Source organism: Sulfuriferula multivorans (genome assembly GCF_003851125.1).
GTDB classification, from domain to species: Bacteria; Pseudomonadota; Gammaproteobacteria; order Burkholderiales; family Sulfuriferulaceae; genus Sulfuriferula; species Sulfuriferula multivorans.
This window is the reverse complement of record NZ_BGOW01000002.1, coordinates 231,813-245,139: the sequence shown is the minus strand read 5'-3', so window position 1 is coordinate 245,139 and position 13,327 is coordinate 231,813. Positions and strand designations below refer to the sequence as shown.

Genomic DNA, 13,327 nt, shown 5'->3' with positions numbered 1-13,327 from the left:
CATGCCGCCGGTTGATGACCCGCTGCAGGGAGCGGCGGAGGCTGAGCGCCCGAGCACGTCGCGGCTGTTTATTCTGCGGCCGATTGCCACGACGCTGCTGATGCTGGCAGTGCTGGTGGCCGGGTTTGTCGGCTACCGGCTGTTGCCGCAGGCAGCGTTGCCCGAAGTGGATTACCCCACCATCCAGGTCACCACGCTCTATCCCGGCGCCAGCCCGGATGTGATGACCTCCTCGGTCACTGCGCCGCTCGAACGCCAGTTCGGTCAGATGCCGGACCTCGCGCAGATGTGGTCGGTCAGTTCCGGCGGCGCTTCCGTCATCACCCTGCGCTTCGATTTGCTTCTGCCGCTGGACGTGGCCGAGCAGGAGGTGCAGGCATCGATGAATGCAGCGGGCAGTTTTCTGCCCAGCGATCTGCCGTCGCCGCCGGTATACGCCAAGGTCAATCCGGCCGATGCGCCAGTCATCACATTGGGCGTGACCTCGGCTACCCTGCCGCTCACCCAGTTGTATGATCTGGCCGACACGCGCGTGTCGCAAAAACTCTCGCAAGTGCCGGGAGTGGGTATGGTCACCTTGTCCGGCGGGCACAAGCCGGCGGTGCGCGTCACCGTCAACGCGCGCGCGCTGGCTGCGCTGGGTTTGAGCCTGGACACTATTCGCACCACCATTATCGGTGCCAACGTCAATACGCCGAAAGGCAGCATCGACGGGCCGCAGCGTTCGTTTACCATCGACGCCAACGATCAGTTGCAGTCGCCCGAGGCCTATCGCGACATGATCATTGCCTATAAGAACGGCGCGCCGGTGCGCCTGGGCGATGTGGCTACGGTGGAAGAGGCGCCTGAAAACGCCTGGCAGGCCGCGTGGGTAAACGGCAAGCCCGGACTGGTGCTGAATGTGCAACGCCAGCCCGGCGCCAATGTGATTCAGGTGGTCGATCGCATTCACGAACTGCTGCCGGATTTGCAAAAAAGTTTGCCGGGGGCTGCGCAACTGACAGTGCTGTCTGACCGCACCGTGACCATACGTGCGGCGATTGCCGACGTGCGATTCGAGCTGTTGCTGGCGGTGGTACTGGTGGTCGCGGTGATTTTCGTTTTCCTGCGCAACGCGCGTGCCACTTTCATACCCGCCACCGCAGTGCCGCTGGCGTTAATCGGTACCTTCGGCGTGATGTATCTGTCGGGCTATTCCATCAACACGCTGACCCTGATGGCGTTGACCATCGCCACCGGTTTTGTGGTGGATGACGCGATTGTGATGATCGAGAACATCGCGCGCTATATCGAGGCCGGCGAGCCGCCGCTGCAGGCTGCCCTCAAGGGTGCGGGCCAGATCGGCTTCACCATCATCTCGCTGACTTTCTCGCTGATTGCCGTCCTGATTCCGCTGCTGTTCATGGGGGATGTGGTAGGGCGGCTGTTCCGCGAATTCGCCGTCACGCTGGCGGTAGCCATCGTGATCTCTGCTGCGGTATCGCTGACTTTTACGCCGATGCTCAGCGCGCGCATGTTGCGCCATATCCCGGAGGAAAAACAGGGACGTTTTTCCCGCGCCAGCGGACGTGCCTTCGAGCGCCTGGCCGACAGTTATTCGCGCGCCCTGGTCTGGGTGCTGCGCCATCAGCCGGTGGTGCTGGTGGTGGCGTTGCTCACCCTGCTGGTGACGGTGGCGCTATATGTGGTGATCCCCAAAGGTTTTTTTCCGGTGCAGGATACCGGACTGATACAGGGCACCACGGTGGCTGCGCAGGACGTTTCATTCAGCGCGATGGGGCGGCGCCAGGCGGCGCTGGTGGAAGCGCTGGCAAAAGACCCGGCGGTACAGAGCATCTCCTCCATTGTCGGCATTGACGGTACCAACACCACGCTTAACAACGGCCGCCTGCTGATCAGCCTCAAGCCGCTGAATCAACGCGCCGAGCGCGTCGGGCCGATCATAGCCGGTTTGCAGCAGCGTGCGGCACAGGTAGGCGGCATCGAGTTATTCATGCAGCCGGTGCAGGATCTGACCATCGACGATCTGGTCAGCCGCTATCCCTACCAGTTCAGCCTCTCCGCCAGCAGTGCCGAACAGCTGGCGCAATCCACGCATAGCCTGATGGAACGATTGCGCGAACTGCCGCAACTGGCCGGAGTGACCAGCGACCTGCAAGACCAGGGTTTGCAAGCTTACGTGGATATCGACCGCGATGCGGCCGCGCGCCTCGGCATCACCATGAGCGCCATCGACAGCGCGCTCTACAGCGCCTTCGGCCAGCGCCTGGTATCCACCATCTTCACCCAGTCGGCGCAATACCGCGTGGTGCTGGGAGCCGCCTCGACCGAGTCATCCGGACTGGCCGCATTCAACAATATTTATCTCGCCACCAGCGGCGGACAAACGGTGCCGCTGACGGCGATTGCCCATATCGAGCAGCGCACCACGGCGCTGGCCATCGACCATCTGGGTCAGTTCCCGGCTGCGCTGGTGTCGTTCCAGCCTGCGTCGGGAGTATCCCTGGGCGCCGCGGTGAGCGCGATTCAGGACGCGGCACAGCAGGCCGGGTTGCCGGCTTCGGGTTCCATCAGTTTCCAGGGCGCAGCGGCAGCCTTCCAGGCCGCGTTGTCCAACCAGTTGTGGCTGCTGCTGGCGGCAGTGGCCACCATGTACATCGTGCTGGGCGTGCTGTATGAAAGTTACATCCACCCCATCACCATTCTATCCACGTTGCCGTCGGCAGGCATTGGTGCCTTGCTGGCGCTGATGTTCAGCGGACACAATCTGACCGTGATCGCCATCATCGGCATTATTCTGCTGATTGGCATCGTGCAGAAAAACGCCATTCTGATGGTGGATTTTGCCCTTGAGGCGCAACGCCGTCAGGGGCTGAGCGCGCCGGACGCGATCCTGCAGGCAGCGCGTTTGCGCTTGCGGCCGATCCTGATGACGACGTTTGCCGCGCTGTTCGGCGCGATACCGCTAGTAGTGGGTGGCGGCATGGGTGCCGAACTGCGCCAACCGCTGGGCATCACGCTGGTGGGTGGGCTGTTGCTGTCGCAATTGCTGACGCTGTTCACCACGCCGGTGATTTATCTGGCCTTCGACCGGCTGGCGACGCGCTGGGAGAATTGGCGCAGGCGACGTTTCGGTAGTGACGCAGGCATAGCGCAGAGCGAGAGCGAAGGGTGAATCTCTCCGCTGTCTTTATTCGCCGCCCGGTCGGCACCACGCTGCTGGCATTGGCGGTGCTGCTGGCCGGCATCATTGCGTTTCGTTTGTTACCGGTGGCGCCGCTGCCGCAAGTGGATTTCCCCACCATCATGGTGCAGGCTGATATGGCAGGCGCCAGCCCGGACGTGATGGCGGCTACGGTCGCCACGCCGCTGGAGCGCTCGCTGGGGCGCATTTCCGGGATTACCCAGATGACCTCGTCGAGTTCACTCGGCTCCACCCGCGTGATCCTGCAGTTTGCCCTGTCGAAGAATATCAACACCGCAGCACGCGAAGTGCAGGCCGCGCTCAACGCTGCACGTACCCTGTTGCCCACCGGGCTCACCGGCAACCCTACCTATCGCAAGGTGAACCCGGCCGACGCGCCGATAATGATCATCTCGCTCACCTCGGCAAGCCTGACGCGCGGGCAGATGTACGACGCCGCCTCGACGCTGCTGGGGCAGAAGATTTCGCAACTGTCCGGTATCGGCCAGGTGACAGTAGGCGGTTCGGCGTTGCCTGCGGTGCGCGTGGAACTGGATGTCCCGCAACTCAACGGCATGGGCGTGTCGCTGGAGCAGGTGCGTCAGGCAATCGTGACTGCCAATGTGAATGCGCCCAAGGGCGTCGTGGAAAACAATGACAAGCGCTGGCAGATCGGCACCAATGATCAGTTGTCCACGGTGGAACAATATCAGCGCGTGATCGTCGCCTATAAAAATGGCGCGCCGATCCCGTTGAATCAGGTTGCCAGCGTCTACGAAGGCACGCAAAACGCGCGCAACATGGGGCTGTCCAACGGCGATCCATCGGTGCAAATCATTGTTTTCCGCCAGCCCGGCGCCAACATCATCGATACGGTGGAAGGCGTGAAGGCCGCACTGCCGGGACTGGAGACAACGATCCCGGCCGCCATCAAGGTGCGCATCATGTCGGACCGCACCGTGACGATTCGCGCTTCCTTGAAAGAAGTCGAGAACACGCTGTTCCTGTCGGTGCTGCTGGTGGTGGGGGTGGTCTGGCTGTTTCTGCGCGACTGGCGCGCCACGCTGATTCCCAGCATTGCCGTGCCGTTGTCGCTGATCGGCACCTTCGCGGCGATGTGGCTGCTGGATTACAGTCTGGACAATCTGTCGCTGATGGCGCTGATCGTGGCGACCGGCTTTGTCGTCGATGATGCCATTGTGGTGCTGGAAAACATCATGCGCCATGTCGAGGCCGGCATGCGCCCGATGGAGGCATCCTTGCTGGGCGCGCGCGAAATGGGCTTCACCGTGCTGTCGATGAGTCTGTCGCTGGTCGCCGTGTTCATTCCGGTGCTGTTCATGGGTGGCATCATCGGCCGGCTGTTTCACGAATTCGCCGTCACTCTCACTATCGCCATCGCCATTTCGCTGCTGGTGTCGCTGACGGTGACGCCGATGCTGGCATCGCGCTGGCTGCGTCCGCATGTGCCGCCCGCTGAAGGGCAGGCGCTACGCCGCTCGGTACTGGCGCGCGGCTGGGACGCCGTGGTGCGCGGTTACGCGCGCAGCCTGGATGGCGCACTGGCCCACCCCGGGCTGATGCTGCTGGTGTTTTTTGCCACCATCGCACTCAACATTTATCTGTACAACATCGTACCCAAGGGTTTTTTCCCGACTCAGGATACGGGCTTGCTGATTGCCAGGGTGCAGGCGGATCAATCGGTGTCGTTTCAGGATATGAGTACCAAACTCACGCGCATCGTCGCCATTGTGCGCAAAAATCCGGGCGTGGAAAACGTCGTGGCGTTTGCCGGTGGCAGCGCCAGCAACTCTGCATCCATGTATCTGACGCTGAAACCGGATAACCAGCGCGCCGACGTGATGACCCTGATGCAGCAAATGCGCAAGAGCCTGTCCAGGGTGCCGGGGGTTCAGGTGTCGATGTTTCCGGTACAGGACATTCGTGCCGGCGGGCGCCCTTCGACCGGGCTGTATGAATACACGCTGCAGGCCAGCGACCTGGATGCGCTGCGCCTGTGGGAGCCGAAAATACTGGCGGCGTTCCGCGGCATTAGCGGACTTAGCGATGTCGATACTGATCAGCAAAGCAGCGGGCTGCAACTGAAGCTGGTCATCGACCGTGATGCCGCCGCGCGTTATGGAGTCCCGGTGAGCCTGATCGATCAGACACTGAACGATGCTTTCGGCCAGCGTCTGGTGTCGACTATTTACGCGCCGCTGAACCAGTATCGCGTGGTGATGGAAGCCGCGCCCCAATACCAGCAACAGCAGTCGGCGTTGAACGATATCTACGTGATCAGCGCCAGCGGCCAGCGCGTGCCGCTCTCCGCACTGGCCCACTATGAACTCGGCAATACGCCGCTGACAGTCAACCATCAGGGTCTGTTCGCAGCATCGACCATTTCGTTCAATCTCGACAAGGGCGTATCGCTGTCGCAGGCGCAGGCAAAAATCGACCAGACCATGGCCGAAATCGGCCTGCCCAGCGAAATCCATGGCGGGTTCCAGGGCACTGCGCAGCTCTTTTCCGACACACTGAAAAACCAGCCGCTGTACCTGATGGCTGCGGTGCTGGCCATCTACATCGTGCTGGGCGTGTTGTACGAAAGCACCATCCACCCGTTGACCATTCTGTCCACCTTGCCGTCTGCCGGTGTGGGTGCGGTGCTGGCCTTGATGCTGGCCGGTTCCGAGTTCAGTATCATTGCGCTGATCGGGGTGTTCCTGCTGATTGGCATTGTCAAGAAAAACGCCATTTTAATGATCGACTTTGCCCTGCAGGCCGAACGAGAACAAGGCCTGGGGGCGCGTGAAGCCATCCGCCTGGCGGCCACCATGCGCCTGCGCCCGATCCTGATGACGACGCTGGCGGCGCTGTTCACCGCGCTGCCGCTGGCGTTCATCACCGGCAACGGCGCGGAGTTGCGCCAGCCGCTGGGTATCTCGATTGCCGGCGGGCTGATTTTCAGTCAACTGCTGACCCTCTACACGACGCCGGTGATTTATCTGGAACTCGACCGGCTGCGTCTGTGGAGCCAGCGCCGCTGGCAGCGGGTCTTTCCCCGTACCTTACCTACTTGAATGCTGATCATGACTATGCATCCTGCCGATTTTTTTCGCCCAGCCAATTCGCGCCGCCTGGTGCTGGCGACGCTGCTGTGTATGGGTTTGGCCGCGTGCAGCACCACGCCTCCGGAGCCGCCGGTCAAGCTCAACGTGCCGGCAGCCTTTGCCGAAGATCAGGGCTGGATGCAGGCTAATCCGCAGGATGCCGCGCCGCGCGGTGCATGGTGGCAGGTATACAACGACCCGGTGCTCGATCAGTTGGAACAACAGGTGGCACAAGCCAACCAGAGCCTGCAGGCGGCGCTGGCCGCCTATGACCAAGCCACGGCGCTGACTGCTGTCAGCCGCGCGCAGTTTTACCCGACCGTGGGTGCCAACGCATCAGCCAGCCGCTCGAAAAGCGGCACCATTAACGCATCAGGGCAAAGCAATTCGCAATCGGTGCCGAGCAATATTTATAGCGCAGGTCTGACAGCAAGCTGGGTGCCCGATCTGTGGGGTCAGGTACGTCAGCAAGTCGCCACCAGCGAAGCATCGGCGCAGGCCAGCGCCGCCACACTGCAATCCACACGGCTTTCCCTGCAAGCCACGCTGGCGCAAACCTATCTGCAATTGCGCGTGACCGACGCGCAAATCCGCCTGGCCGGGCAAACCGTGGCGGCTTATCAAAAGGCCTTGCAACTGACTGAAAACCGCTATCGCGCCGGGGTGGTTTCCGCCGCCGATGTGGCGCTGGCGCGCACCCAGTTGCTGGGCGCCCAAGTGACGTACACCGATCTGGGCGTGACGCGCGCCCAGCAGCAGCATGCGATTGCCGTGCTGGTTGGAGTACCGCCCAGCCAATTCAATCTGGAAGCAGTGGAGATGAGCCCCGCGGTGCCCGAGATTCCGGCCGGCGTGCCGGCGCAGTTACTGCAACGCCGCCCCGATCTGGCGGCAGCCGAGCGCAAAGTGGCGCAGGCCAATGCCCAGATCGGCGTGGCGCAGACCGCGTGGTTTCCGTCATTGACGCTGTCGGCGCAGACCGGCAGCCGGGTGTCGCATCTGGCGGATTTGTTCAGCGCGCCGAGCCTGTTCTGGTCGCTTGGCCCCACGCTGGCGGTCACGCTTTTCGACGCCGGTGCGCGCAGCGCGCAAGTCGCCAGTGCCGAGGCGGGTTACCGGCAGACGGTCGCCACTTACCGCCAGACCGTGCTCACCGCCTTCCAGCAAGCCGAAGACAACCTGGCCGCACAACGCATCCTGACAGACGAAGCGGCGCTACAGCGGCAAACTGTGCAAGCCGCCGAAACCTCGCTGCGTTTCGCGAAAAACCAGTACAAGGCCGGGATGGTTCCCTACCTCAACGTGATTACCGCGCAAGCCACGGCCAGCAACGCGCAAAATGCCGAACTCGGCCTGCTCGGCCGCCGCCTGACCGCCAGCGTGCTGCTGATCCAGGCGCTGGGCGGGAGCTGGGGCGGCGATACGGCCCCTGAGCTGGGGAGTGCGCCGGTTCGCAGTGAGTGAAGCGCGTGGGGCTATTGAGGTGGCGGCTTGTTGTATTGGGTGCCAAAAGGGTAATCTCCTGCGATGGCAAGGAATGCAGGGCGTTGATGTGCTGTCCGTTTGTTAACTGTTATGCATCAAAGGAGACTCATCCAATGCCTTATGGAAAGTCTGTACGGATATTTCTACCTGATTCAACCGTAGCGGGCATTCGCCACGCCGAGATCGTCAACCGTACGGGGCACACCCTCGCGTGTCCTAGGAACCGTCTTATAGAGCTCAAAGAATGGCCAGAGACTAGCAAGCCAGGGGTCTATTTTCTGTTCGAAGCTCGCCTCGGAGACTCTAAGCCTCTTGCATACATTGGTGAATCAGAAAATGTAGCCGAACGGCTTCTCACACACGATCGTAAGAAAGAGTTCTGGAATGACGTCGTTATCTTCACTTCAGATGAGACATCTAGTTCGTCCGTCGCAGATGACGTCTAGCAACTCATTTAAGCCGACGCTGTTTCGAAGATCTGTTTAATTCAGATGTTATTTCCTTTAGGAGAATACTCTGATTACTTGTTATCTTCGCTATGTGATCGATCCTTTCAAGCTCAAGGAATTTGAGACCTACGGAAAGATGTGGATACCGCTGGTCGAGAAGTTCGGCGGCCAACATCATGGCTACTTCATGCCCTACGAAGGCGCCAACAATATCGCCATTGCCCTGTTTTCTTTTCCTTCTCTGGCCGCCTATGAAACATATCGCACTCAGGCGGCGAGCGATCCGGAATGCAGGCCGCGATGCGCTACTATGGGGAAACAAAGTGCTTCATCAGCTATGAGCGCTCTTTCATGCGACCTGTATTCGAGTAGTCGCGAAGCCTGAAGAATTATTCGGCTGGACCATAATTAAACTGAAGGAGATCTGATGCCCTATTTGAACGCCAGAATTTGTGCTCCGCAATCTCCTGAAACCACGAACAAGATTGCCGATTTTCTTACCGAACTCACGGCTGAAGTGTTGGGAAAAAAGAAGGAGCTCACCTCGGTTGCGGTCGAGTATGTGTCAGCCAACGAGTGGTTCATAGGCGGCACTTCACTCGACTCACAGGGTTTGGCAACTTTTTATCTCGACATCAAGATTACTGAAGGCTCCAACACAAAAAACCAGAAGGCCGATTATATTCAAAAAGTATTCGCTGCCTTCGAGTCGGTTCTGGGTAGTCTCAATCCGGCGAGCTATATCGTCATTCATGAGGTTCGAGCAGATTCCTGGGGTTATGAAGGCGCAACCCAGGAGTTCCGTTACATTAAGGGGAAGACTCTTTAGACGTTCCCGGAAAATCAGTTGCTGCAACGCTGTATCAATACCCAAAGGGCGTCGCTATAATTCCGCTCATGTCTGAAATCTTTCAAACCATCGCCCTGGTGGGCAAATACGACAGTCCGGAAATCGGTGAGGCATTGTTGCGCCTGGCGGATTTTCTGCGCGATCGCGGCCATGATGTGCTGATTGCGCGCAACACTGCGGAGCATATCGGTAGCGATGTTTACCCGATAGCCGAGTTGGCTGAGCTCGGCGCGCGTGCGGATCTGGCAGTAGTGCTGGGGGGTGACGGTACGATGCTGTCCATTACACGCATGCTGGCGAAAGACGATATTCCCCTGGTCGGTGTCAACCAGGGTCATCTGGGTTTCCTGACCGATGTGCCGGTGGAAACCATGTTCGAAAGCATGACCGCGATTCTGGATGGCGATTATGTAGCAGAACAGCGCCTGCTGTTGAATACCAGGATAGTGCGCGATGGCGAGGATATTTATACTGCATGCGCTTTCAATGACGTGGTGGTGAGCAAGGCGAGCAGTGGCCGGCTGATTGACTTTGAGGTCTTCATCGACGGCGATTATGTTTATCGTCAGCGTTCCGACGGTCTGGTCATAGCCACGCCTACCGGCTCTACCGCGTATGCGCTGTCAGCGGGCGGGCCGATCCTGCACCCGACGCTGGAAGCTTTCGTGCTGGTGCCCATCTGTGCGCATACCCTGTCGGCCCGACCGATAGCGGTGAACAGCCGGTCGGATGTTGAACTGCGCCTGATCGAGGCAGGGGACGCACGCGTCTATTTTGATGGTCAGCGCCATTTCGATGTGCAGCCTGGTGACCGCGTACTGGTCAGCCGCGCGCCTAAAACCATCCGCCTGCTGCATCCAAAAAATTACAGCTACTACTTTACGCTCAGGCATAAGCTGCACTGGGGTACCCAACTTTAAAGGGCGCTTCCAGCCATCCATATTTCATCCCAACTACTGCGCCACTCAAAAAATTTCTTGCTTACCTATCTTTATATGCCGCGTTGCGAACTTTTTACCGTGTCTTCCATTCGAGCGAAATCCGGATTGATGGAGGCGCCCTGATGCTGCGCCTGCTGAGCCTGCGCGACTTTGTTATCGTGGATGCGCTCGATATCGAATTCGAGCCGGGTTTCACCGTGCTGACCGGCGAGACCGGAGCGGGTAAATCCATTCTGGTGGATGCGCTGGCGTTGGCGCTGGGCGAGCGCGGCGATGCCAGTGTGGTGCGGGAGGGCGCCGCGCGCGCGGACATCAGCGCCGAGTTCGATGGTAGCGCCTTGCCCGCTTTGCAAACGTGGCTGACCGAGAACGCGCTGGACGACGATGCGGCTTGCCTGCTGCGCCGTGTGGTAGACAGCAACGGACGCTCGCGCTGCTTTATCAATGGCCGCAGCGTCACCACGCAGCAGTTGCGCGAGGCCGGCGAGTTTCTGGTCGATATCCACGGCCAGCACGCGCATCAGTCGCTGCTCAAAACAGCCGCCCAGCGCGATCTGCTCGACAGTTACGGTGGCCTGCAAGCCCTGGCACGGCAGGTGGCCGATGCTTATCGCCAGTGGCGCGAACTGCACGACCGGCTTAATGCGCTGCGCGACAACAGCAGCGAGCTCGACGCTGAACGCGAGCGCCTGCAATGGCTGGTCACGGATGTGGATGCGTTGCAATTTACGTTGCCGGGCTGGGACGAGTTGCAGGCAGAGCATCGCCGTTTGGCCAATGCCGCCAGCCTGCTGGAGGGCGCGGGCCTGGCGCTGGATAGTCTGTCGGAAGGCGAAGCGGCTGCCGAACAGCAGATCAGTGCGGTCAGCGCGCGGCTGGCGAGCCTGGCGGATTACGATAGCGACCTGCAACCGACGTGCGAGCTGGTGGAATCGGCAGTGCTCCAGTTACAGGAAGCCACCCACAGCCTGCGCCGCTATCTCGATCATCTGGAAGCCGACCCGGCACATTTGAATGAGGTCGAGGCACGCATCGAACAGGTACTCGACACGGCCCGTAAATATCGCGTCAAGGCGGAACAATTGCCCGACCTGCTGAGCAGCGCACAAACCCGGCTCGGCGAACTCGGCGCAACGGCTGACCCGGCGGCGCTGGAACAGGCTGCCAATGCCGCGCGCGAACAGTGGCTTGCCCACGCAACCAAACTCAGCGCAGCACGCGCCAAGGCCGCCAGCAAACTGGCGACCAGCGTGACCTTGTCCATGCAGCAACTGGCACTGGCCGGCGGCGCATTCGAGATCGGCCTGACGCCGCTGGCCGAGGGCAATGCACACGGCCTGGAACAGGTCGAGTTCATGGTCGCGCCGCACGCGGGCACTGCACCTAAAGCCCTGGCCAAGGTCGCTTCGGGCGGCGAACTGTCGCGCATCAGTCTGGCATTGCAAACCGCGGTCAGCCAGGTGGCCGGTGTGCCTACGCTGATCTTCGACGAAGTCGACGTCGGCATCGGCGGCGGGGTGGCGGAAATCGTGGGGACGCTGCTTAAAAACCTGGCCAGCAGCCGCCAGGTATTGTGTATCACGCACCTGCCGCAAGTGGCCGCGTGCGGTCAACAGCATCTGCAAGTCAGCAAGGTGGCGCGCGACGGCGGCGTGGTAAGCCATATCACCGTGCTCGATGCGTCCGCGCGCGTGGATGAGATCGCCCGCATGCTGGGAGGGGTCACCATCACTGAAACCACGCGCAAACACGCAGCGGAGATGTTGAGCACCTGATGCGCCTGGTGTTTCTTTCACGCAGCAAAAAATCCTCGCATATTCCGGAACTATTCAAATCTATCCCTACCTAATAGGAAGCTAACTATTAGGAGAATACCAATGCGCACGACGCCTGCAACTGCTCAGCGCTTTGCCGAGGCACTGCACACCGCTGCCCATGCCTGGAAGCTGGCGCTGGATCGTCGCCTCAAGCCACTGGGGTTGAGCCGTGCCACCTGGATGGCGCTGTCAGCGGCTGCCAAGGCAGCGGCGCCCGCGACGCAAATTGAATTGGCCGATGCCGTCGGTATAGAAGGCCCGAGCATGGTGGCGCTGATTGATCGGCTGGAGAAAGCCGGCCTGGTCAGGCGCATTCAGGATCCCGCCGATCGTCGCGCCAAACGCATCGAGGTGACCGAAGCGGGGCTCGTGGTGTTCGGGCAGATTCGGCGCGTGGCGGCTGAGCTGCGTGCAGTCATTCTGGCGGATGTGGCAGGGGAGGATATTGATCGCGCTCTGGCTTTGCTCGAGCACATCCGTACCGAGGCGGAAGCGCAGGAATGAATACCACGCTCAAAAAATCCTTGATTGCCGCTACCGTGCTGGCGCTGCTGGTGGGCGGCGGCTGGTACTGGAATGCCGCGCGCAAGCTGCGCACCACCGACAACGCTTACGTGAATGCCGCGATTGTTCAAGTCGCCAGCCAAGTGACTGGGCAGGTGGTGGCCGTGCACGTGAAGGAAGGCGGTTTTGTCCATGCCGGAGACGATCTGTTCGACGTGGATCCGGCACCCTATCAGGTGGCGCTGGCTGCTGCACAGGCCAAACTGGCAGAAGCGCGCCAGGGCAGCCAGGCCAACGTGCTCGGGGTGGATGCCGCGCGTGCCGCGCTGGCGCAGAGCCAGGCCGATTTGAACAATGCACGTGCCCAGGCCCAGCGCACTCATGATCTGGTGCTGGCCAAATTCGTCTCCAAACAGGCGGAAGACGACGCTCAATCGAAGCTGCAGGTAGCTCAGGCCGCCCTCAGCGAAGCGCAATCCAGGTTAGGTCAGGCGCAGGCGGGCGCCAGCACCGTAGGCGGCGCGACACCGGCGGTGCGGGCTGCTGTGGCAGCAGTGGATGCGGCCCGGCTGGATTTGCAGCACACCCGCATCCGCGCGACCCAGGATGGCTGGATCGCCAATATCACCCTGGTGCCGGGCACGACGGTATCGCCCAATCAGCCGCTGTTTGCATTGATTCAGCAAGGCAGCTTCTGGGTGGATGCCAATTTCAAGGAAACCGAGTTGCCCGGCCTGCATCCGGGACAGACCGCCGAAGTCCGGCTCGACATGCTGCCGGGTAAAACTTTTCCGGCAGTGGTGGAGTCGCTGGGCGGCGGCACGGGTGCGGCGTTTTCGCTATTGCCCGCACAGAATGCCACCGGTAATTGGGTCAAGGTCACCCAGCGCGTGCCGGTGCGGGTGCGTTTTGTCGGGAGCGCGGCCACCCAGCCGTTTAAAGTGGGCGCGACGGCCACGGTCAGCATCAAGCTGGCCAGTTGAG

General features: G+C 60.9%; 9 protein-coding genes. All 9 read left to right on the top strand.

From position 1 onward, the window contains the following. Position 1: 1 nt before the first annotated feature. The 9 genes from EI185_RS02425 to EI185_RS02380 all read left to right on the top strand — a co-directional run bounded on the left by EI185_RS02425 (position 2) and on the right by EI185_RS02380 (position 13,326). Positions 2–3,175, top strand: a complete 3,174-nt coding sequence (locus EI185_RS02425; RefSeq protein ID WP_124703513.1) for an MdtB/MuxB family multidrug efflux RND transporter permease subunit — start codon at positions 2–4, stop codon at positions 3,173–3,175. Then, positions 3,172–6,267, top strand: a complete 3,096-nt coding sequence (locus EI185_RS02420; RefSeq protein ID WP_124703512.1) for an efflux RND transporter permease subunit — start codon at positions 3,172–3,174, stop codon at positions 6,265–6,267. The genes EI185_RS02425 and EI185_RS02420 overlap by 4 nt, the downstream gene beginning before the upstream one ends. Before the next feature lie 9 nt (positions 6,268–6,276). After that, positions 6,277–7,761 carry an efflux transporter outer membrane subunit gene (locus tag EI185_RS02415; RefSeq protein WP_223247621.1) on the top strand — a complete coding sequence of 495 codons (1,485 nt, stop codon included), beginning with the start codon at positions 6,277–6,279 and terminating at the stop codon, positions 7,759–7,761. Positions 7,762–8,322: 561 nt separating this feature from the next. Continuing rightward, on the top strand, positions 8,323–8,616 hold the full coding sequence (locus EI185_RS02405; protein ID WP_223247620.1) for an NIPSNAP family protein: 294 nt from the start codon (positions 8,323–8,325) through the stop codon (positions 8,614–8,616). 42 nt (positions 8,617–8,658) lie between these two features. Continuing rightward, on the top strand, positions 8,659–9,060 hold the full coding sequence (locus EI185_RS02400; RefSeq protein WP_124703511.1) for a tautomerase family protein: 402 nt from the start codon (positions 8,659–8,661) through the stop codon (positions 9,058–9,060). A gap of 68 nt (positions 9,061–9,128) precedes the next feature. Beyond that, positions 9,129–10,001, top strand: coding sequence for an NAD kinase (locus EI185_RS02395; RefSeq protein ID WP_124703510.1), 873 nt, complete (start codon positions 9,129–9,131; stop codon positions 9,999–10,001). 143 nt (positions 10,002–10,144) lie between these two features. Beyond that, positions 10,145–11,797: a DNA repair protein RecN gene (recN, locus tag EI185_RS02390; RefSeq protein ID WP_124703509.1), complete on the top strand. Its 1,653-nt coding sequence runs from the start codon at positions 10,145–10,147 to the stop codon at positions 11,795–11,797. 102 nt (positions 11,798–11,899) lie between these two features. Next, positions 11,900–12,343 (top strand): MarR family winged helix-turn-helix transcriptional regulator, encoded by a 444-nt coding sequence (locus EI185_RS02385; protein ID WP_124703508.1) that lies wholly within the window; start codon positions 11,900–11,902, stop codon positions 12,341–12,343. Further along, positions 12,340–13,326 (top strand): HlyD family secretion protein, encoded by a 987-nt coding sequence (locus tag EI185_RS02380; protein ID WP_124703507.1) that lies wholly within the window; start codon positions 12,340–12,342, stop codon positions 13,324–13,326. The genes EI185_RS02385 and EI185_RS02380 overlap by 4 nt, the downstream gene beginning before the upstream one ends. Position 13,327: the final 1 nt, after the last annotated feature.

Excerpts from the sequence above, each read along its gene's own strand:
- EI185_RS02425 (WP_124703513.1), top strand. The coding sequence starts at position 2 with ATGCCGCCGGTTGATGACCCGCTGCAGGGAGCGGCGGAGGCTGAGCGC.
- EI185_RS02400 (WP_124703511.1), top strand. The coding sequence starts at position 8,659 with ATGCCCTATTTGAACGCCAGAATTTGTGCTCCGCAATCTCCTGAAACC.
- EI185_RS02415 (WP_223247621.1), top strand. The coding sequence starts at position 6,277 with ATGACTATGCATCCTGCCGATTTTTTTCGCCCAGCCAATTCGCGCCGC.
- EI185_RS02380 (WP_124703507.1), top strand. The coding sequence starts at position 12,340 with ATGAATACCACGCTCAAAAAATCCTTGATTGCCGCTACCGTGCTGGCG.
- EI185_RS02385 (WP_124703508.1), top strand. The coding sequence starts at position 11,900 with ATGCGCACGACGCCTGCAACTGCTCAGCGCTTTGCCGAGGCACTGCAC.
- recN (WP_124703509.1), top strand. The coding sequence starts at position 10,145 with ATGCTGCGCCTGCTGAGCCTGCGCGACTTTGTTATCGTGGATGCGCTC.
- EI185_RS02395 (WP_124703510.1), top strand. The coding sequence starts at position 9,129 with ATGTCTGAAATCTTTCAAACCATCGCCCTGGTGGGCAAATACGACAGT.